Source organism: Rahnella sp. RFA10(1/100) (assembly GCF_004195115.1).
In the GTDB taxonomy this organism is placed as follows: Bacteria; Pseudomonadota; Gammaproteobacteria; order Enterobacterales; family Enterobacteriaceae; genus Rahnella; species Rahnella perminowiae.
Genome location: NZ_SEWR01000003.1, coordinates 558,908 through 579,017 on the forward strand (window position 1 = coordinate 558,908; position 20,110 = coordinate 579,017).

A 20,110-nucleotide genomic window follows, 5' to 3' on the forward strand; every position below is an offset into this window, starting at 1 on the left:
AAAAAAGCCGGCTCACGCCGGTTTTTTTATATCTTAAAGTTGAGTAATTTCTACTCAAACAATGCTGAAAAGTCGGTGTAACAAATCCTCTGCACAGAAGGATGTTGAATCATTCTTTCGGCAAAAATCACGTAATACTCTTCCATAATTCCTTCGACGCGCCCGACTTCCTCGATTTTCTCATCCTGAAATTCAGTTGATGAATAAACGGCCGGAGCGACAAATATCGCATCGTTGTTCATTCCAAACGCTTTCATCAGCGCGGCATCGTCAAACTCACCAAGAATATTGACCTTCAACCCCTGCGTATTAAACCAGTTAAGCAACTTACGTCCCAGCATCGAACGCCGGCCGGGGATGAGTAATGGACGATGCTCCAGGCAATCCGGAAAATCCATGCCTGACGGCGGATTACAACAAAAGAAGCTGATCGGACTTTCACCCAGTTTGACCGAAAACAACCCTTCCTGCTGGGTAGAATCCACCGGGCAATCTGACAAAATCATGTCCAGTTTATGCTGACTCAGCTGTTCAAGCAGCATTTCGTGAGTCGATTCAAAACAGCGCAGGTGAATTTGTGCGTTGTCCGGCGGCACCGCAGCTTCCAGCACACGGCTGACCAGTCGTTTGGATAACGCATCCGCCACACCTACATCAAATAGCAGGCTCGCCTCTTTGCGGTAATTCACAATATCCAGCATTTCCTGACTGAGAGTGAACATTTTATCGGCATAGCGGTAAATCAGTTGCCCCAGTTCAGAAGGCACCAGCCCCCGCCCCAGCCGTTTAAAAAGTTTCCCATCCAACCGTTCTTCCAGAGACTTAATCTGTCCGGTGATGGTTTGCGGAGTAAGATGTAATGCTTCTGCCGCCCCTACAACTGAACCTGATTTGCATACGTGCCAGAAATAATACAAATGGTTGTAATTAATATGAGGCATGGTTTCACCCTTTCCTGAAGTATAAAGTCAGCATTATGCTGTACGTTTCTTCGGTAAGGCCCGGCTCAGGAGCAGGTATCCCAGAACCGCTGATGCGACTGAACCCATCAGTATACCCATTTTTGCATATGTCAGCAGCGCGGGTTCAAGCGTTGCAAAAGCCAGAGAACCGATGAAAATCGACATAGTGAAACCGATGCCACACAGCACGGAAACTGCCGCAATCTGACTAAAGGTTATGCCGGATGACAGACGTGTCATTCCTGATTTCAACGCGATCCCCCCGAACAACATAATACCCAGCGGCTTACCGAGCACAAGCCCGGCAGCAATACCCATGGGTAATGTTGAGAATGAACCCGCGACCGTCACACCCTGCAATGAGATACCGGCATTGGCGAACGCGAACATCGGCAAAATAAACCAGGAAACATAAGGATGGATCCCATGTTCCAGACGGCGTGCCGGTGATTTTTTATTCTCTTTGGTCCTTAACGGAATTAAGAAACCAAGGATGACACCCGCCAGCGTCGCGTGAATCCCTGATTTCAGCACACAGACCCAGAATACGGCACCAATCAGCAGGTAAGGCGTCAGCTTTGTTACTCCGCGCCAGTTCAGGAAAGCCAGGGCCGCGATGCAGACCGCCGATAAACCCAGCGCCATCATCGACACATCATGGCTATAAAACAGAGCAATGATCACAATGGCACCCAGGTCATCAATAATCGCCAGAGCCAGCAGGAACACTTTTAACCCGGTTGGTACACGCGAGCCCAGCAGCGCCATTACACCCAGCGCAAACGCAATGTCCGTTGCTGCCGGAATAGCCCACCCCTGACGGGCGATTTCATCGCCGCCGTTAAACAGTAAATAGATTAATGCCGGAACAACCATACCACCGAGCGCAGCAATGGCAGGAAACATCGCCTGCTGGCGATTGGCCAGCGCACCTTCACACATCTCCCGCTTTACTTCCAGACCAATCATCAGAAAGAAAACCGCCATCAGGCCATCGTTAATCCACAGCAAAAGTGGCTTGTCGATCAGAAGTTCGGAAAAACGTAAGGTGACGGGAACATCGAGAAACGCCTGATAAACTCCCTGCAACGGGCTGTTCGCCATGATTAATGCCACGATGGCTGCAATGATTAACACCACACCACCGGCGGCTTCCATCCGTAAAAACTGACGAATAATATTCGACATCCTGATTCTCCTGTAGAAAAAACGTGGCAAGAAAATGCTTACCACAATGGAATGTCTGAATTGTACGCAAACAATCACTTCGTAAAAAGTCGATTATTTCTGCATTATAGCTCGTTTTTTACGAGGCATTGGATTTCCCTTTTTACATCAGAATGCATAAAAAATCCCCGGCGCGTTAACCGCTGCCGGGGATGTTGTCTGGCTCTGCATCGCTGTATCCAGCGAATGGTTAGCGGGTCAGATCATCAAAAAACTTTTTCACGCCGTCGAGGAAGCTTTTGGAGCGCGGGCTGTTTTTTTCACCCGAAACACCGCCAAAACTTTCTTCCAGATCCCGCAGCAACTGCTTCTGCTTCTCGTTCAGACTGACCGGAGTTTCTACCACCACACGGCACATCAGGTCGCCCTGAGCACCACCACGGACAGATTTTACGCCGCGTCCGCGCATACGGAACATTTTCCCCGTTTGCGTTTCAGCCGGGATTTTCAGGCTCACGCGACCATCAAGCGTTGGCACTTCAATTTCGCCACCCAGTGCCGCCATGGCGAAGTTGATTGGTACTTCGCAGTACAGGTTATTACCTTCACGCTCAAAGATTTTGTGCGCTTTAACCTGAACCTGGACGTACAGGTCCCCTGACGGAGCACCATGCTCACCGGCTTCGCCTTCACCTTCCAGACGAATACGGTCGCCCGTATCCACACCCGCAGGAATTTTCACTGACAGCGTTTTTGAACGTTCTACGCGACCATGTCCGTGACATTTTGTGCACGGATCTTTAATCACTTTACCGCGACCCTGACAGGTCGGACACGCTTGCTGAACTGTGAAGAAGCCCTGACGCATCTGAACCTGGCCTGCACCATGACAGGTCGGACAGGTGGCCGGAGAGCTACCCGCTTTCGCGCCGCTGCCGTGACAAACGTCACATTCATCCAGTGTCGGGATGCGGATTTCTTTGGTGACACCACGAACGGCCTCTTCCAGAGTCAGATCCATGTTGTAACGCAGGTCTGAACCCCGGCTGGCACGCTGACGGCGACCGCCGCCAAAGATGTCGCCAAAGACGTCACCAAAGATGTCGCTGAAATCTGCACCGCCGCCGTAGCCACCGCCACCACCGCCCATGCCACCTTGCTCAAAGGCTGCATGACCGTACTGGTCATAGGCCGCACGCTTTTGCGCATCGGTCAGAATTTCATAAGCTTCTTTAATTTCTTTGAATTTACTTTCCGATTCTTTATCGCCCTGATTACGGTCAGGGTGATGTTTCATCGCCAGACGCTTATAAGCCTTTTTGATTTCACGCTCATCCGCTGTTTTGGATACGCCTAAAATCTCGTAATAATCTTGCTTCGCCATGCTTTAACCTACCCTCAACATGCGTGCACGGGCGTAGAGTTTCCTCGACGCCCGTGCTGGTTATCAGTAAAGCTTCTTACTGTGCCCGCTTAAGGGCGATTATTTTTTGTCTTTAACTTCTTCGAATTCAGCGTCAACAACGTCATCATCTTTCTGCGCGCTGGTGTCGCCGCCTTCTGTCTGGCCTTGCTGCTGAGCCATTTCCATCAGTTTGCCGGAAACCTGTACCAGCGCCTGGATTTTCGCTTCGATATCAGCCTTATCTTCACCTTTAGCAGACACTTCCAGTGCTTTCAGGGCTTCTTCTACGGCAGTTTTGTCTTCAGCTGGCAGTTTGTCGCCCGCTTCTTCCAGTTGCTTACGGGTACCGTGGATCAGATGATCCGCCTGGTTGCGGGTCTGAACCAGTTCTTCAAACTTACGGTCAGATTCGGCATTGGCTTCAGCATCATTAACCATTTTCTGGATTTCTTCTTCGCTCAGACCAGAAGATGCCTTGATAGTGATCTTCTGCTCACGGCCGGTATTTTTGTCTTTCGCAGACACATGCAGGATACCGTCGGCATCAAGGTCGAAGGTGACTTCGATCTGAGCCTGACCGCGTGGTGCTGCCTGAATACCGTCCAGGTTGAATTGACCCAGAGATTTGTTATCACTTGCACGCTTACGTTCACCCTGCAACACATGGATGGTGACTGCAGACTGGTTGTCTTCCGCAGTAGAGAACACCTGGCTGTGTTTAGTCGGGATAGTGGTGTTTTTGGTAATAAGCGGAGTCATCACGCTGCCCATGGTCTCGATACCCAGAGACAACGGCGTTACATCCAGCAGCAGAACATCTTTCACATCACCTGCCAATACACCACCCTGAACCGCTGCACCGATTGCCACAGCTTCGTCCGGGTTCACGTCTTTACGTGGTTCTTTACCGAAGAAATCTGCAACTTTCTTCTGAACCATTGGCATACGGGTCTGACCACCCACCAGGATAACGTCCTGAATATCAGAAACTGACAGACCTGCGTCTTTCAGCGCTACTTTCAGTGGTTCGATAGAACGGTTAACCAGGTCTTCTACCAAAGATTCCAGTTTTGCACGGGTCACTTTGATGTTCATGTGTTTAGGACCTGTCGCATCAGCAGTGATGTACGGCAGGTTCACGTCAGTTTGCTGAGCAGAAGACAATTCAATCTTCGCTTTTTCAGCGGCTTCTTTCAGACGTTGCATCGCCAGTGGATCGTTACGCAGATCCATGCCTTGCTCTTTCTTAAATTCTTCAACCAGATAGTTGATCATACGGCTATCGAAGTCTTCACCACCAAGGTGAGTGTCACCGTTGGTCGCCAGTACTTCAAAGGTTTTTTCACCGTCAACTTCATCAATTTCGATAATAGAGATATCGAAAGTACCACCACCCAGGTCATATACCGCGATAGTACGGTTGCCGATTTCGCGATCCAGACCATACGCCAGTGCTGCAGCAGTCGGTTCGTTGATGATACGTTTGACTTCCAGACCTGCGATACGGCCGGCGTCTTTCGTTGCCTGACGCTGAGCATCGTTGAAGTAAGCAGGTACGGTGATAACAGCTTCAGTTACCGGTTCGCCCAGATAATCTTCAGCGGTTTTCTTCATTTTCTTCAACACTTCGGCAGAGATCTGCGGCGGTGCGATTCTTTGACCTTTAACGTCGATCCACGCATCACCATTGTCAGCGCTTACGATCTGGTAAGGCATGATGCCTTTATCACGTTGTACTTCTTCATCCTGGAAGCGACGGCCAATCAGGCGCTTGATCGCAAACAGGGTATTCTGCGGGTTAGTCACAGCCTGACGTTTAGCCGGAGAACCTACCAGAGTCTCGCCATCTGCCGCATAAGCGATGATGGAAGGAGTGGTGCGGTCGCCTTCAGCATTCTCCAGTACACGAGCAGTCGTGCCATCCATGATAGCTACACAAGAGTTGGTGGTGCCCAGGTCGATCCCAATAATTTTACCCATCTAAAACGTCTCCACTTAAATTCATATTCGTTCAGGTTGCTACTGTATATGTGGCCGATCTTTACGATTTCAACAGCCCCATTTAACGGATTTCCCGACGGTAACAACTGCGGTTGGGAATAAGATGGGGCCATGCCGCTCAGCATCAAGGGGCAAAGTGAAAAAAAATCTTCAATTGCTGTTACGCCAGATCAATGTTTGCTGACGCAACCCTCCTTATGATGCCGCGCGCTTCTACGATATGTGGGTTTTTTGCCCATTTCCCAAGCGTTTCTTCCCCCGATTATCAATTAATAATAATTCCGATACAGAGGATCTATGCACAGCAAAACGTTGGCAAATCCAGGCCCGCTCGGGCTGATGGGATTTGGTATGACCACAATCTTATTAAATTTACACAACGCGGGTTTTTTCCCTCTGACCGCAGTCATTGTCAGTATGGGGATTTTTTATGGTGGTTTGATTCAAATTCTTGCCGGGATGATGGAATTTAAAAAAGGGAATACGTTCGGTACCACCGCATTCACTTCTTATGGCGCGTTCTGGTTAAGCCTGGTCGGCATCTTAATGCTACCGCGCATGGGCATGGCCGATGCCAGTAGCGAAGCTTTCCTCGGTGCTTATCTCGGCATCTGGGGTGTGTTCACCTTATTCATGTTTTTTGGCACCCTGAAAGCAAACCGCGGTATACAGGTTGTTTTTGGCAGTCTGACGATTTTGTTCGCCCTGCTTTGCTATGGAAATATGACCGGGAATGCTGCTGTTCTGCATTTTGCTGGCTTTGAAGGCATCTTCTGCGGCGCCAGCGCGATTTACCTGGCGATGGCCGAAGTGCTGAACGAGCAATATGGCCGTACTGTTTTGCCAGTCGGTGAGCCAAAAAACCACGCTCCGCAAGTTGACGCCGTTGTGGCATAAGTGCCCTCAGCCACGCGCAAAAAGCCCTGCATTGCAGCAGGGCTTTTTTAGACATAAAACCCAATCACTGGCCGGAAGCGGCACCCTCGGAAAATTTCGCTGTGCGGGTCGTTTCGCTGTCCAAATCACGGCTGAGATAAAGACCGGTCAGCAAGCCAATCGCCGACAAAGCCAGCACATACCAGGCGGGAGCCATCGGTGTCAGACGCATGAACAATGTGACAAAGACGGGCGTCAGACCACCGAAAATCGCGTAGGCCACATTGTATGAAAAAGAGATGCCGGTAAAACGGACTTCCGCCGGAAACGCCCGCACCATCACGTAAGGTACGGCGCCAACTACGCCCACGCTTAGCCCTGCCAGCGCATACATGCCCATCAGCACTGAGGCGTCTGCCGCGACCATGTGATAAAAAGCAGCGCTGCAAATCCCGAGGAACAGGCTGCCGAAGATAAAGGTTTTGCTGGCTCCGAGGCGATCAACAATGCTGCCCGAAATAATGCACCCGAACATCAGCGCCACGGTGGCCAGACAATTTGCCTGTAATGCCGCCGCCGCCGGAATGCCGAACTGCTTCTGCAACCAGGTGGGGGTCATCAGGATCACCACCACGATGCCCGCTGATAACAGCCAGGTCATCAGCATTGATACCACGACTTCTTTTTTGTGATTGGCAATGACGGCTTTCAAGGGTAGTTCTTCCGCCAGCGCCTTACGCGTTTTCATTTCAATGAAGACAGGCGTTTCCTGTAACCAACGGCGCAGATACATCGCGATCAGACCAAAAACTCCGCCTATGAAGAACGGAATACGCCAGCCATACTGACTGATGGCGGCTGGTGTCATGCTGGTGTTCAGTAAAGTTGCCACCAGAGAACCCAGCAGGATCCCCAGCGTTAAACCGGCTGTGAGAGTGCCGCAAGCGAAACCGATGCGGTTACGTGGTACATGTTCGGCGACAAATACCCATGCGCCCGGCACTTCGCCGCCAATTGCTGCCCCTTGTAACAGGCGCATCAGCAACAGTAACAGCGGAGCCGCCATGCCAATCGAGGCGTATGTTGGCAACATCCCCATCGCCAGCGTGGGTAATGCCATCAGCAAAATGCTCAGACTGAACATGCGCTTACGGCCGACCAAATCCCCGAAGTGTGCCATGATAATGCCGCCCAGCGGACGCGCCAGATAACCGGCAGCAAAAATACCAAAGGTCTGAACCTGACGGAGCCAGTCGGGCATATTGGCCGGGAAGAAGAGATCGCCAATCACCGCAGCGAAGAAGACAAAAATGATAAAGTCGTAAAATTCCAGGGCGCCGCCCAGTGCAGCGAGGGAAAGCGTTTTGAAGTCCTGCCGGTTCAACCGGCGCGATTGTGCGTGTTGCATAGGATACCGTCAGACACCAGAGTGAAAAAATGGAAAGGTTTTTGCCACCTTTTGTAAAGTAATTATTACTATATCGGCAAATATTTTTCACACCAGTCGTGTCTGACGCTTAACATCGCTAAATTTCAAAAAGGAACGGTATTCAGTTTTTTGTATCGCGGCGGGCACTTTTCGGACGGAAAGCTGCTACCACCTCATCATGGGTTTCAATATAGGGCCCGTCGAGTAACTGGATACAATAAGGCACGCTGGCAAAAATGCCGGAAACTATCACTTTACCGTCCGCATCCTTCAGCCCTTCCAGCGTTTCCTGAATGGATTTCGGCTGGCCGGGTAAATTCAGGATCAACGCCTGTTTGCGAATCACCCCAACCTGACGCGATAAAATCGCCGTCGGCACGAAGTGCAGGCTGATCTGGCGCATCTGTTCGCCAAAGCCGGGCATTTCCCGGTCGGCCACAGCCAGGGTGGCATCCGGCGTGACATCACGACGCGCAGGCCCGGTTCCCCCGGTAGTCAGTACCAGATGACAACCGCTTTCATCGACCAGTTCGCTAATCGCCTGTTCAATCAGCGGCTGCTCGTCGGGGATCAGTTTTTTTTCCAGCTTAAAGGGCGTAATCAGCGCTTTTTGCAGCCATTCTTCCAGCGCCGGAATTCCTTTGTCCTGATAAACGCCGCTCGATGCGCGGTCCGATACTGATACCAGACCAATTCGTAATGTATCCATGCTATTTCTCCACAGCATTTTCTTCGTAGTCACAGCACTCAGTATATCGGTAACCGGCCAGTGGTTTTATCACAGCCATAAAAAAAGCGGCTGATTAGCCGCTTTATGCTGAAACAGAGCGCTGATTACAGCAAATCAGAAATCATTTTTTCCAGTTTACCCTGATCGACTGCAAACTTACGGATACCGTCAGCCAGTTTGTCGATCGCCATTGGATCCTGGTTATGCTCCCAGTAGAACTGAGATTCAGTCAGTGGTGCAGGGCGTGGCTTGGTTTCACCGGAGAAGGACAGTTTGCGCTCCAGCGGGCCTTCGCTTTCTGCCAGTTCTTTCAGCAGCGTAGGGGCGATGGTCAGGCGGTCACAGCCTGCCAGTTCGATGATTTCGCCAATGTTACGGAAGCTTGCACCCATCACGACAGTTTCATAGCCGTGTTGTTTGTAGTATTCGTAGATTTCGGTCACCGACACGACGCCCGGATCTTCATGCGGTGCGAACTCTTTTTTGTCACCGTTGGCTTTGTACCAGTCAAGGATACGGCCAACGAACGGAGAAATCAGGAAGACCCCCGCTTCAGCACAAGCACGCGCCTGAGCGAAGGAGAACAGCAGCGTCAGGTTACAGTTGATGCCTTCTTTTTCCAGTTTCTCAGCAGCGCGGATGCCCTGCCAGGTCGAAGCCAGTTTGATCAGGATACGGTCATTGCTGATACCCGCATCATTGTAGAGTTTGATCAGGCGTTTGGCTTTGGCCACGCTTGCATCAGTATCGTATGACAGACGTGCATCAACTTCTGTTGAAATACGGCCCGGGACCAGTTTCAGGATTTCCAGACCGATGTTCACTGCCAGTTTGTCAGCGGCATCAGTAATCTGCTGGTCATGATCGCTGCTCTGGTCACGTGCCCAGGCGATAGCTTCGTCGATCAGTTTACGGTATTCAGGGATTTGGGCAGCGCTGAGGATCAGAGACGGATTAGTGGTCGCATCCTGCGGCTGGTACAACTTCATTGCCGCGATATCTCCGGTGTCAGCTACAACCTGAGTTATTTGGCGTAGGGAAGTCAGTTTATCGGTCATTTTGGCATATCTCATCGTTTGGACGTTTTCGTATAGACATTTTCATGCCTTGCCTTTGGCTGATGATAACATGCAAAAAGCCAGGCGCAAGGCGCATATCACGGCATGCTCGGCTACGAGCATCACGTGATTTTTCACCTTCCAAAACACGCAAAGTCAGTCAAAATGCCTATGTCACCCATTCGATAAAAAAGGTATGTTAGCCACCCAAAGTGGTCATTGCCCGCAAGCAAACAAATAAAAACGATGAAGGGCGAATCAACCAAGGACAATTCATGAACGACCTGCTGGATTTTTTCGACACAATTCTCTGGAGTTCGATCCTGATTTACCTGCTGTGCGGCACCGGCATTTACCTCACGTTCCGGCTTGGCTTTATTCAGTTCCGTCATTTTGGCCACCTTTTCTCCTCCACACTTTATAAACAAAAACACACCGCGAGAGGTATTTCCCCGTGGCAGTCGCTGTGTCTGAGCCTTGCATCGCGTATTGGTACCGGCAATCTCACCGGTGTCGCCATCGCCATTACGCTGGGCGGCCCCGGCGCAATCTTCTGGATGTGGATAATTGCGGTTTTCAACATGGCGACGGCAATGATAGAAAACACGCTGGCGCAGGTTTACAAAGGCAATGCAGCTCAGGGGAAATTTCGTGGTGGTCCGGCGGATTACATGGAAAAAGGGTTGGGAATGCGCTGGATGGGTGTCCTGTTTTCTTCACTGATGGTGATTTCCTGTGGCTTTATTTTCAGTGCCTTACAGGCTAATTCCATTGCGCAGGCCTCTTTTCACCTTCTGCATATACCGGCACTGGTCACCGCCTGCATTTTATCCGCACTGATCGCAATACTGATCTTCGGCGGTATACGGGCAATAACCGGGCTTACAAAATGGCTGATGCCGATGATGGCCTTCGCGTATCTGTTGCTGGCCATCTGGGTCATTGGTCATCAAGTTGAAAGATTGCCCCAGGTGCTGGTGCTGGTATTCAAAAGCGCCTTTGGCATACAGCAGGCGGCATCCGGCGCACTGGCATATGGCATAACACAGGCCATCACACAGGGAATGCAGCGCGGCGCTTTTGCCAGCGAGGCCGGTGTCGGTTCTTCGCCCAATGCAGCGGCGATGGCCGGCGTCAGCCATCCGGCCATGGCGGGATTCAGTCAGATGTTTGCAGTCTTTATCGATACCATGGTGATTTGTACTGCCACTGCGCTGATCATCCTGACGTCAGGAACCCTTGATCAACCTGACGCTGCAACCGGTATCCGGCTGATACAACAATCGATTATGCCGGTGACCGGAAGCTGGAGCCATGTGGTTCTGGCCATACTGGTCTTCTCTTTTGCATTTACGTCGATTGCCGGAAACTATGCCTATGCCGAAAACAATCTGAATTTTTTTCACCGTTCTTCACCCCTGAAATTAATGATTTTCAGGTTACTGGTCATCGCCATGGTGTTCTGCGGATGTCTGCTGGAAATTCAGTTGTTATGGAAGCTGGCTGATATCTTTATGGCATTGATGGCAATACTCAATCTCACCGCATTGCTGCTGCTCTCGGGAATTGCGGTCAGCGTGGTGAAAGATTATGAACGTCAGCGACGTATGGGGAAAATACCGGTGTTTAACCCTGATCATTACCCTGAATTACGCGGCCAGATCCAGCCTGGTGTCTGGGATAAAAAAATGCCTCCGCGCTGACGTTGTCTGCTTTTACCTATCGATATCATGCCTCCATCGCCGTGGCTTTTTTGCTACAGTGAGGCCACAAAGATTCCTGAATGTGAACCGTCACTGACCAACGGACGAGACTATGTTAACCATTATTTCACCTGCCAAAACGCTCGATTACGAAAGCCCGCTTGCGACAACGCGCTACACTCAACCGGAGTTGCTGGATAAATCCAGCCAGCTGATCACCGTGGCACGTAAAATGTCCCCGGCGCAAATCTCTTCACTGATGGGGATCAGCGATAAACTGGCCCATCTCAACGCAGAACGTTTCAATGACTGGCAGCCGGATTTCACACCGGAAAATGCGCGTCAGGCTTTGCTGGCCTTTAAAGGTGATGTTTATACGGGCCTGCAGGCAGAAGATTTCAGTGAGAAAGATTTTGATTTTGCTCAGAAACATCTGCGGATGTTGTCCGGCTTATATGGCCTGCTGCGCCCGCTGGATCTGATGATGCCTTACCGGCTGGAAATGGGTATCCGGCTGGAAAACCCACAGGGCGCTAATCTGTACGCCTTCTGGGGAGATTTACTGACTGAAAAACTCAACCACTTACTCAGCGAACAAAAAAGCCAGGTGCTGGTGAATCTGGCATCCGATGAATACTTCAAAGCCGTGAAACCTAAACTGCTGGATGGCGAAATTATCAAGCCGGTATTCCTCGACGAGAAAAACGGCAAATATAAAGTCATCAGCTTCTATGCCAAAAAAGCGCGCGGCCTGATGAGCCGGTTTATCATCAAAGAACGCCTTGATAAGCCGAAACAGCTTCAGGATTTCAATCTGGAAGGTTACGGGTTTGATGAATCACGTTCGCAAGGTAATGAACTGGTCTTTACCCGCCCAGAACGCTGATCCTTTTGATCTGCCTATATAAAAAAGCCCTCGCGGAGAGGGCTTTTACATGTCAGAAGCAGGCTATTTATTCAGGTAATGCCATCAGGAATGCGCGCATTTCGCTGAAATCAGCCGGCAGATTGTGCGACAACAATGGCAGGTCAGCGCGATCCGCCAGTTCTTTCGGCAAACCGATATCCTGATCCAGGATCGCTTCCACGCTTTCCTTGAATTTTGCCGGATGCGCCGTCCCGATGAACAGGCCAAATTCACCCGGCTGCAGCTGATCGCGCAGTACGCGGTAAGCAATTGCCGCGTGAGGTTCCGAGATATAACCGATATTGGCCAGCTCGCGCATCGCATCTTCGGTGGTGTCATCGCTGACTGTGCCAAAACCCAGATCTTTCAGTTGCCAGGTTTTACGACGATACAGCTCTTCCACGCGCGGCCAGTTGTTGGGCTGGCTGACATCCATCGCGTTCGACAGCGTCGCAACGGTTTTCTTCGGTTCCCATTCACCGTTAGACAGAAAACGCGGCACTGTGTCATTGGCGTTGGTCGCAGCGATAAAGCGTTTCACCGGCAGGCCGAGAGATTTCGCCAGCAAACCGGCTGTCAGATCACCAAAGTTACCGCTTGGCACGGAAACCACCAACTGATTGCGCGCTTCCTGAGGCAGTTGGGCAACGGCTTCAAAGTAATAACAAATCTGTGCCAGCAGACGGCTGATGTTGATAGAGTTCGCCGAATTCAGTTTCAGCGCAAATTTCAGCTCTTCATCATCAAATGCCTGTTTCACCAGCGCCTGACAGGCATCAAAGTCACCGTCGATGGCGACGGTATGAATGTTGCCACCGAGGGTGCAGAACAGTTTTTCCTGCAACGGACTGATTTTGCCGCGCGGGTACAGAATCACCACACGCACATTTTTCAGGCCGTGGAAGGCATGCGCCACTGCCGCACCGGTATCACCGGACGTCGCAGTCAGAATGGTCACCGGCTGATCGCCCGATACCTGAGTCAGGATTTGCGCCATAAAGCGGCCGCCGAAATCTTTAAAAGCCAGGGTCGGGCCGTGGAAAAGTTCCAGACAGGCAATGTCTTCTTCCACGTTGACGACAGGTGCCGGGAAAGCAAACGCGTTTTTCACACGCTGATATAATTCTTCTTCCGGAATTTCATCGCCGATGAAAGCAGAAAGAATGCGGCTACTGCGGGTGACGAAATCCAGTTCCAGCAAACGGTCGATTTCCGTCAGTTCAAACTCCGGCAGTTCCAGCGGAAAGAATAATCCCTGCTGTTTTCCAAGGCCTTGTTTGACGGCCTGAGCAAAGCTGACCTGCTCGTTATGATCCTTCAGGTTGTACAGTTTCATTAGTTATCCCAATAAATTATCGAGTTATCCCAATACCCGCGCGCCCGCGGTATCAAGACGACAAATATGAACAAAGCCTTCGTCATTTTGCAGATAATGCGTCTGCAACCAGTCAGCCATACGTTTCGCTGTCGCGCTGTCATTGCACACCGCAAACAGCGTCGGGCCTGAGCCGGAAATCCCGCAAGCCAGCGCACCAATTTCTTCTGAGGCGCTGCGCGCCTGGGCAAAACCTGGCAGCAGACGGGTACGGTAAGGCTCAGCAATCACATCTTTCATCAGCTTTGCAGCCAGTGCGGGTTGCTGAGTGTGACAGGCATGGATAAAGCCCGCCAGATAACGTCCGTGGCTGATGCAATCCTGACGACGATACTGCGCGGGTAAAATGGCACGCGCTTCGGCCGTTGAAACTTTGATGCCCGGATACGCCATCACCCACAGCCAGTCGTCAAAACCTGGCACAGGCTGGCTGATGATATCGAGTTCTTCCAGCATCAGCTGAATGCCGCCTAAATAGCATGGCGCGACATTATCGAAATGCACGCTACCGGAAATACGCCCTTCAAGCTCACCCATCAGCAACAGCATCTGGTTTTCATTAAGCGGCTTACCACAAAACTCGTTCATCGCCATCAGACCGGCAACCACAGAACAGGCGCTGGAACCCAGACCTGAGCCGATCGGCATGTTTTTTTCCAGCGTCATCGCCACCGGCACTTGCTTGCCGATTTCCTGACAGAAACGCTGCCAGCACTGATAAACAATGTTGTCTTCCATACGATCCGGCAGTTTAGACACAAACTTGCCTTCGTTTTTCAGACTGAAGACGGTGGCTGGCTCAACGGAAACACAGTCCCCCAGCAGCGTGCCATCCACAGGAGAAACGGCCGCGCCCAACACATCGAAGCCTACGCTGACGTTCCCGATTGAAGCCGGGGCATACACCTTAACCATATTAAACTCCTAACTTCCATGACAGCGTTCTCAAAAGATCGGCAAACACACCTGCCGCCGTCACATCATTACCCGCACCGTAGCCACGCAGAACTAACGGCAACGGCTGATAATAGCGGCTGTAAAACGCCAGCGCATTCTCCCCATTTTTTACTTTATAAAGCGGGTCATTGCCATCGACAGCATCGATTTTTACTTTGCACTGCCCGTCTTCGATAGCACCAACATAGCGCAATACTTTACCTGCGGCGGTGGCCTGCGCAACACGCTGCGCAAATTCGGCATCCAGTTCCGGCAGTCGCGCCACAAATTCATTCACATTGCCTTCTGAATTGAAGGACGGTGGTAAAACAGATTCCACATCGATATCCGTCAGTTCCAGTTTGTAACCGGCTTCACGCGCCAGAATCAGCAACTTACGGGCGACGTCCATACCGGAAAGATCGTCGCGCGGATCCGGTTCGGTATAGCCCATATCCCGCGCCTGCAAGGTCGCAGCAGACAATGACATGCCTTCATCCAGTTTGCCGAAGATATATGACAGCGAGCCGGATAAAATACCGGTGAAACGCACCAGCTCATCCCCTGCGTTCAGCAGGTTTTGCAGGTTTTCAATTACCGGCAAACCTGCGCCGACATTGGTGTCGTAGAGAAATTTACGGCGTGAACCATCCGCCGCCTTACGCAACTGATAGTAATAATTCATTGATGAGGTATTGGCTTTTTTATTCGGCGTTACAACGTGGAAGCCGTCAGCCAGGAAATCGGCGTACTGATCAGCCACTTCCTGACTGGAAGTGCAGTCCACAATCACCGGATTCAGCAGGTGGTACTCTTTCACCAGACGGATCAGACGGCCAAGATTCAGCGACTCTTTCGCTGCACCCAGCTCATCACGCCAGGTTTCCAGCGCAATACCGTGCACGTTGGTCAGCAATGCGCGGGAGTTAGCGATACCGCAAACACGCAGATCGATGTGTTTGGTTTTCAGCCACGCCTGCTGACGGCGGATCTGTTCAATCAACGCCCCGCCCACACCGCCGACGCCGATCAGGAAAACTTCAATGACCTGATCTGTGTTGAACAGCATCTGGTGACTGACCCGTACGCCGGTGGTCGCATCGTCGTTATTGACCACAACGGAGATGGAGCGCTCGGAAGAACCCTGGGCGATGGCCACGATATTGATATTAGCGCGCGCCAGTGCCGAGAAGAATTTCGCCGAGATGCCGCGCAGGGTACGCATGCCGTCACCGACTACCGAAATGACCGCCAGTTTTTCCATCACATCCAGCGGCTCAAGCAGACCGTCTTTCAGCTCGAGATAAAACTCATCTTCCAGCGCTTTACGGGCGCGCTCCAGCTCGCTCTGCGGCACACAGAAGCTGATGCTGTATTCGGAAGAAGACTGGGTGATCAGCACCACGGAAATACCCGAACGGGACATCACAGCAAACACGCGTGCTGCCATGCCGATCATCCCTTTCATCCCCGGACCGGAAACGTTGATCATTGCCATGTTGTTGAGATTGGTGATGCCTTTCACCGGTGTATTATCATCCAGGCTTTCGCTGCCAATCAGAGTGCCCGGTGCCTGGGGGTTGGTGGTGTTTTTAATCAGGCAGGGGATCTGGAACTGAGCAATGGGTAAGATGGTACGCGGGTGAAGCACTTTCGCACCAAAGTACGACAGCTCCATCGCTTCCTGATAAGACATTGATTTCAGTAAGCGGGCATCCGGGACAGTGCGCGGGTCACAGGTATACACACCGTCAACATCTGTCCAGATTTCACAGCAGTCAGCGCGTAAACAGGCGGCCAGCACGGCAGCTGAATAATCGGAACCGTTACGTCCCAGCACCACCAGCTCGCCCTGCTCGTTACCGGCAGTGAAACCGGCCATCAGCACGATATGACCGGCTGGAATAGCGCTGGCGGCGATACGGCGGGTGGATTCATTGATGTCCACGGTTGATTCGAGGTAATGCCCCTGAGCGAGCAGTTTTTCGACCGGGTTAATGACAGTGACGCCAAAGCCTTTGGCAACAAACACTGCTTCCATAATGGCGATTGAGAGCTTCTCGCCACGACAAATGATGGAGGCATTTACGCTGTCCGGGCATTGTCCCAGCAGCGTAATACCGTGCATCAACTGTTTAAGCTGAGCGAATTCCTGATCGACAAACGCTTTCACTTTCGGCAAATCAAAGCCCGGCTGCACTGCCGCCAGACCGGTGATCAGCTGACCAAAAATGTTTTCCGCATCACTCATGATGGTCTGAATGTCCTGCCCTGCGACAGTCCGTTCAATCATAGCGACCAGATAGTTGGTGATTTTGGCAGGCGCGGATAATACCGTCGCGACCTGTCCCTGACGCGCATTGCTTTCCATAATTTCCGCAACCCGCATGAAGCGTTCTGCGTTTGCTACCGAGGTCCCGCCAAATTTCAACACTCGCATTTCTGGTTCTCTCCTGAAGCTCTCGTTTAAATGTAAAAAAAAAGCCCGCACTGGTTAGGTGCGGGCTTTTTTTCTTTTTCCTGTACGCGTCAGCCCGCCCCGTTACCTGTGGTATCGGTGGTGGTAATAATTGTTGTGTTCAGGCTGATGATTCGCATTTTTATTTTCTGTCTGTCTTTGGTTTGTACTCTGTCTGCCTCTATTAGCTAAAGCATAAGGCACAATAAGTCAATTTTTTTCTGTTTTCGTCCGGTTAATCACGGACAGAATCAAATGGATAATTCTCTGCCTTTAAAACCATTTCCAGTGTGATCGATAACTCTGTTCTCGTTGCACCGGATATAGAACTGTAGCGGCAAGGATTCACCTCACATCATTGGGTCAGCTTTTTTTCGATGTCATGCAGCAATGTATGCAACATTGCCGCATCGCGCTGTTGCAAAAGACCGAGGCGCTGATGCAGCCAGTCGGACAATTTCTGGTCATCTTCTGCCCCGACATTTTCCAGTAAACGTCCGACCCGCGCACGCAATGCCGATAACTGTCCGGCTTCGGCATGTGCTGGTTTCACGGACGTTATCTGATTCAGCGAAGAGAGCTGATAACAGAACACCATGACTGCCTGCCCCAGATTCAGCGAAGGATAATCCGCTACCATCGGTACGCCGGTCAGCACGTCAGCCAGTTCCAGTTCTTCATTGGTCAGCCCGGAATCCTCACGGCCAAACACCAACGCGGCATGATTCACCCACTGGCTTTTCTCTTCAAGCTGCCCCTGTAATTCCTGAGGTGTACAGTAATAGTGAAATTTGGCCCGGCTGCGGGCCGTCGTCGCCACCGTAAAATCGATGTCGGCCAGCGCTTCTGCCAGCGTGCTGAAATGCAGCGCATTTTGCAGGATTTCCTGCGAGCCATGCGCCACCCAGCCGGCTTCAGGCTGCAGATGTGCGCCACTGTCTACAATACGCAAGGAAGCAAAGCCCATGGTTTTCATTGCGCGGGCTGCCGCACCGACATTTTCCGGGCGGGCCGGTGACACTAAAATAATATGAAGTTGCATATCACGCCTTTGTAGGAAGAGAGAACAATTTGTCGCCTGTATTTCAGCGATGAAATTTTACCCTGTTTCAGATCTATTCATCGTTTATATTCTTCACAAGAACTTAACAGCCGACTTGATATATTCCTTTATTTTATCGGAAAAGCTTAATCGACAGGTAAAAAAGCGGCTGGTCAGGATAAGCATACGAAGTTAAAAAATTAGTCATTATTTTTCATATGGATATATAATAAGGATACATACAGATTTTGCATTTATCTTTGTTTCTTCATCATTTGCTGAATCGTGTACAATAAAGGGCGAAATGTGACTCAAGCGTGCATTCTTGTAAGTGTTTTTCACTGTTCTGTTACCGTGCTACAATTGAACTTGATATATGTCAACAAACCGTAATTTTGTTGGGTGGTAATTTCGGCACTGGCTGTTATATTGCTGTTAATAGGGTTAGGATATGCGCCGCTTTAGGACCCCGTGGAACTGCAGAAAGTGGAATCCCTGACCGAGCTTGCGATGTTGTTGCCGTTGATGGAAATTGCATCGAGAACGCGTTTACGTACTTTAGTCATGTAACGAGTGAGATGGCCAATAAGGCATCAAAATTCATTGGGATAACAAGGACTTCTGTACTCCTATTTTCTATTTGTTGGCAATCTTAGGTAGCAATCATGCAGACCCCTCACATTCTGATCGTCGAAGACGAGTTAGTGACACGTAATACGTTAAAGAGCATTTTTGAAGCAGAAGGCTACATGGTTCATGAAGCCAATGATGGCGCTGAAATGCACCACATTCTCTCCGAAAATGACATCAATCTGGTTATCATGGACATCAACCTGCCAGGCAAAAATGGCCTGCTGCTGGCACGCGAACTGCGCGAACAAGCCAGCGTTGCTTTGATGTTCCTGACCGGCCGCGACAACGAAGTAGATAAAATTTTGGGTCTGGAAATCGGCGCTGATGACTACATCACCAAGCCATTCAACCCGCGTGAACTGACCATCCGCGCACGCAATCTGCTGTCCCGTACGATGAACCTGGGTACTACCGGTGAAGAACGTCGTCTGGTTGAAAGCTACAAATTCAATGGCTGGGAACTCGATATTAACAGCCGTTCACTGATTAGCCCGCAGGGCGAACAGTACAAATTACCGCGCAGTGAATTCCGCGCCATGCTGCATTTCTGTGAAAACCCAGGCAAAATCCAGACCCGTGGCGACTTGCTGAAGAAAATGACCGGCCGCGAGCTGAAACCTCATGACCGTACTGTTGACGTGACGATCCGCCGCATTCGTAAGCATTTCGAAGCAACGCCGGATACGCCGGAAATCATCGCCACCATCCATGGTGAAGGCTACCGTTTCTGCGGTGACCTGGAAGACTGATACAGAAGGTTGCCAACCGCTCTGTAGTCAATGTGATAAAACGTTAAAGGCCAGCGAAAGCTGGCCTTTTGATTGGGATCCCCACTGAAACTCAGGGTTCACTGTGTCCCCACGGAATGATCGGCACCGCACTGAGTGCGTTTTTCGGTGACCCGTCCACGACTTTATCGGAATAGCTCAGGTAGATAAGCGCATTGCGTTTGTCATCATAAAAACGCACAACCTGAAGCTTTTTAAACACCAGAGAAGTCCGTTTCTGGAAAACCACGGTGCCTTTGTCTTTCCCCTGCTTAATCTTATCGCTGAGATCAATAGGTCCTACCTGCTGGCAGGAAATCGCCGCATCGGACGTATCTTCGGCCAGACCGAGTCCGCCCTTAATTCCGCCGGTTTTGGCACGGCTGATATAACAAGTTACATTTTTAATATCAGGATCATCAAAGGCCTCAACCACAATTTTATGGTCCGGACCGAATAACTTGAAGACTGTATCCACCGATCCTACTTGCTCTGCGTGTGCTGCTCCGGAACAAAAAACAAACATCCCAAACACAAAAATCCAACATTTATTCATTAAGTTACTCCACATCATTAGCATGACGTTGTTTTCTAAAGAAACCCTAATCAGAAAGCGTGCATTCACACTTTTTGAAGGAAATACTCTGTAACACCTGTGAAT

At 50.7% G+C, this 20,110-nt stretch carries 17 protein-coding genes and 1 other annotated feature; of the genes, 4 read left to right on the plus strand and 13 right to left on the minus strand.

What is annotated here, in order from left to right; all coding sequences use genetic code 11:
* Positions 1–50 precede the first annotated feature (50 nt).
* From nhaR to dnaK, 4 genes are all read right to left on the minus strand, one after another.
* On the minus strand, positions 51–941 hold the full coding sequence (gene nhaR / locus ETV65_RS13050) for a transcriptional activator NhaR (RefSeq protein WP_129953247.1): 891 nt from the start codon (positions 939–941) through the stop codon (positions 51–53).
* Between the two features lie 33 nt (positions 942–974).
* Positions 975–2,150: a Na+/H+ antiporter NhaA gene (nhaA, locus tag ETV65_RS13055; protein ID WP_129953248.1), complete on the minus strand. Its 1,176-nt coding sequence runs from the start codon at positions 2,148–2,150 to the stop codon at positions 975–977.
* 229 nt (positions 2,151–2,379) lie between these two features.
* Positions 2,380–3,513 carry a molecular chaperone DnaJ gene (gene dnaJ / locus ETV65_RS13060; protein WP_047605755.1) on the minus strand — a complete coding sequence of 378 codons (1,134 nt, stop codon included), beginning with the start codon at positions 3,511–3,513 and terminating at the stop codon, positions 2,380–2,382.
* A gap of 99 nt (positions 3,514–3,612) precedes the next feature.
* Positions 3,613–5,514 carry a molecular chaperone DnaK gene (gene dnaK, locus ETV65_RS13065; protein ID WP_129953249.1) on the minus strand — a complete coding sequence of 634 codons (1,902 nt, stop codon included), beginning with the start codon at positions 5,512–5,514 and terminating at the stop codon, positions 3,613–3,615.
* Between the two features lie 318 nt (positions 5,515–5,832).
* On the opposite strand from dnaK, the gene satP reads away from it, so the two are divergent.
* Positions 5,833–6,432: an acetate uptake transporter gene (satP, locus tag ETV65_RS13070; protein ID WP_129953250.1), complete on the plus strand. Its 600-nt coding sequence runs from the start codon at positions 5,833–5,835 to the stop codon at positions 6,430–6,432.
* 64 nt (positions 6,433–6,496) lie between these two features.
* Here satP and ETV65_RS13075 read toward each other — a convergent pair whose 3' ends face one another.
* The 3 genes from ETV65_RS13075 to tal all read right to left on the minus strand — a co-directional run bounded on the left by ETV65_RS13075 (position 6,497) and on the right by tal (position 9,628).
* Complete coding sequence (locus ETV65_RS13075; protein ID WP_129953251.1) at positions 6,497–7,819, minus strand: MFS transporter; 1,323 nt, start codon at positions 7,817–7,819, stop codon at positions 6,497–6,499.
* Between the two features lie 142 nt (positions 7,820–7,961).
* Positions 7,962–8,549, minus strand: coding sequence for a molybdopterin adenylyltransferase (gene mog, locus ETV65_RS13080; protein ID WP_129953252.1), 588 nt, complete (start codon positions 8,547–8,549; stop codon positions 7,962–7,964).
* A 125-nt stretch (positions 8,550–8,674) separates the two neighbouring features.
* Positions 8,675–9,628, minus strand: a complete 954-nt coding sequence (gene tal / locus ETV65_RS13085; RefSeq protein ID WP_129953253.1) for a transaldolase — start codon at positions 9,626–9,628, stop codon at positions 8,675–8,677.
* A 275-nt stretch (positions 9,629–9,903) separates the two neighbouring features.
* Here tal and ETV65_RS13090 point away from each other — a divergent pair, with 275 nt between their 5' ends.
* Positions 9,904–11,331 carry an alanine/glycine:cation symporter family protein gene (locus ETV65_RS13090; RefSeq protein ID WP_129953254.1) on the plus strand — a complete coding sequence of 476 codons (1,428 nt, stop codon included), beginning with the start codon at positions 9,904–9,906 and terminating at the stop codon, positions 11,329–11,331.
* Between the two features lie 112 nt (positions 11,332–11,443).
* Positions 11,444–12,217 carry a peroxide stress protein YaaA gene (gene yaaA, locus ETV65_RS13095; RefSeq protein WP_129953255.1) on the plus strand — a complete coding sequence of 258 codons (774 nt, stop codon included), beginning with the start codon at positions 11,444–11,446 and terminating at the stop codon, positions 12,215–12,217.
* Positions 12,218–12,284: 67 nt separating this feature from the next.
* On the opposite strand, the gene thrC is transcribed toward yaaA, so the two are convergent.
* The 5 genes from thrC to ETV65_RS13120 all read right to left on the minus strand — a co-directional run bounded on the left by thrC (position 12,285) and on the right by ETV65_RS13120 (position 18,049).
* Entirely contained in the window at positions 12,285–13,574 is a 1,290-nt protein-coding gene (gene thrC, locus ETV65_RS13100; protein ID WP_129953256.1) for a threonine synthase, read from the minus strand.
* 24 nt (positions 13,575–13,598) lie between these two features.
* Positions 13,599–14,528, minus strand: a complete 930-nt coding sequence (gene thrB, locus ETV65_RS13105; RefSeq protein WP_129953257.1) for a homoserine kinase — start codon at positions 14,526–14,528, stop codon at positions 13,599–13,601.
* 1 nt (position 14,529) lies between these two features.
* Positions 14,530–16,989: a bifunctional aspartate kinase/homoserine dehydrogenase I gene (gene thrA, locus ETV65_RS13110; protein WP_129953258.1), complete on the minus strand. Its 2,460-nt coding sequence runs from the start codon at positions 16,987–16,989 to the stop codon at positions 14,530–14,532.
* A 34-nt stretch (positions 16,990–17,023) separates the two neighbouring features.
* Positions 17,024–17,140 (minus strand) — a sequence feature (Thr leader region).
* The gene (gene thrL, locus ETV65_RS13115; RefSeq protein ID WP_071823645.1) at positions 17,079–17,147 is read right to left on the minus strand and encodes a thr operon leader peptide; all 69 of its coding nucleotides are present in this window, start codon (positions 17,145–17,147) and stop codon (positions 17,079–17,081) included. It overlaps the preceding feature by 62 nt.
* A 215-nt stretch (positions 17,148–17,362) precedes the next feature.
* Positions 17,363–18,049 (minus strand): tRNA/rRNA methyltransferase, encoded by a 687-nt coding sequence (locus ETV65_RS13120; protein ID WP_129953259.1) that lies wholly within the window; start codon positions 18,047–18,049, stop codon positions 17,363–17,365.
* A gap of 665 nt (positions 18,050–18,714) precedes the next feature.
* On the opposite strand from ETV65_RS13120, the gene arcA reads away from it, so the two are divergent.
* A complete protein-coding gene (gene arcA, locus ETV65_RS13125; RefSeq protein ID WP_013577079.1) occupies positions 18,715–19,431 on the plus strand; it encodes a two-component system response regulator ArcA in 717 nt (238 codons plus the stop codon).
* A gap of 91 nt (positions 19,432–19,522) precedes the next feature.
* Here arcA and creA read toward each other — a convergent pair whose 3' ends face one another.
* Positions 19,523–20,005 (minus strand): protein CreA, encoded by a 483-nt coding sequence (gene creA, locus ETV65_RS13130; protein ID WP_129953260.1) that lies wholly within the window; start codon positions 20,003–20,005, stop codon positions 19,523–19,525.
* Positions 20,006–20,110: the final 105 nt, after the last annotated feature.

Excerpts from the sequence above, each read along its gene's own strand:
- tal (WP_129953253.1), bottom strand. The coding sequence starts at position 9,628 with ATGACCGATAAACTGACTTCCCTACGCCAAATAACTCAGGTTGTAGCT.
- ETV65_RS13090 (WP_129953254.1), top strand. The coding sequence starts at position 9,904 with ATGAACGACCTGCTGGATTTTTTCGACACAATTCTCTGGAGTTCGATC.
- creA (WP_129953260.1), bottom strand. The coding sequence starts at position 20,005 with ATGAATAAATGTTGGATTTTTGTGTTTGGGATGTTTGTTTTTTGTTCC.
- thrB (WP_129953257.1), bottom strand. The coding sequence starts at position 14,528 with ATGGTTAAGGTGTATGCCCCGGCTTCAATCGGGAACGTCAGCGTAGGC.
- thrC (WP_129953256.1), bottom strand. The coding sequence starts at position 13,574 with ATGAAACTGTACAACCTGAAGGATCATAACGAGCAGGTCAGCTTTGCT.
- arcA (WP_013577079.1), top strand. The coding sequence starts at position 18,715 with ATGCAGACCCCTCACATTCTGATCGTCGAAGACGAGTTAGTGACACGT.
- mog (WP_129953252.1), bottom strand. The coding sequence starts at position 8,549 with ATGGATACATTACGAATTGGTCTGGTATCAGTATCGGACCGCGCATCG.
- dnaJ (WP_047605755.1), bottom strand. The coding sequence starts at position 3,513 with ATGGCGAAGCAAGATTATTACGAGATTTTAGGCGTATCCAAAACAGCG.
- thrA (WP_129953258.1), bottom strand. The coding sequence starts at position 16,989 with ATGCGAGTGTTGAAATTTGGCGGGACCTCGGTAGCAAACGCAGAACGC.
- ETV65_RS13120 (WP_129953259.1), bottom strand. The coding sequence starts at position 18,049 with ATGCAACTTCATATTATTTTAGTGTCACCGGCCCGCCCGGAAAATGTC.
- satP (WP_129953250.1), top strand. The coding sequence starts at position 5,833 with ATGCACAGCAAAACGTTGGCAAATCCAGGCCCGCTCGGGCTGATGGGA.
- nhaA (WP_129953248.1), bottom strand. The coding sequence starts at position 2,150 with ATGTCGAATATTATTCGTCAGTTTTTACGGATGGAAGCCGCCGGTGGT.
- nhaR (WP_129953247.1), bottom strand. The coding sequence starts at position 941 with ATGCCTCATATTAATTACAACCATTTGTATTATTTCTGGCACGTATGC.
- dnaK (WP_129953249.1), bottom strand. The coding sequence starts at position 5,514 with ATGGGTAAAATTATTGGGATCGACCTGGGCACCACCAACTCTTGTGTA.
- ETV65_RS13075 (WP_129953251.1), bottom strand. The coding sequence starts at position 7,819 with ATGCAACACGCACAATCGCGCCGGTTGAACCGGCAGGACTTCAAAACG.
- yaaA (WP_129953255.1), top strand. The coding sequence starts at position 11,444 with ATGTTAACCATTATTTCACCTGCCAAAACGCTCGATTACGAAAGCCCG.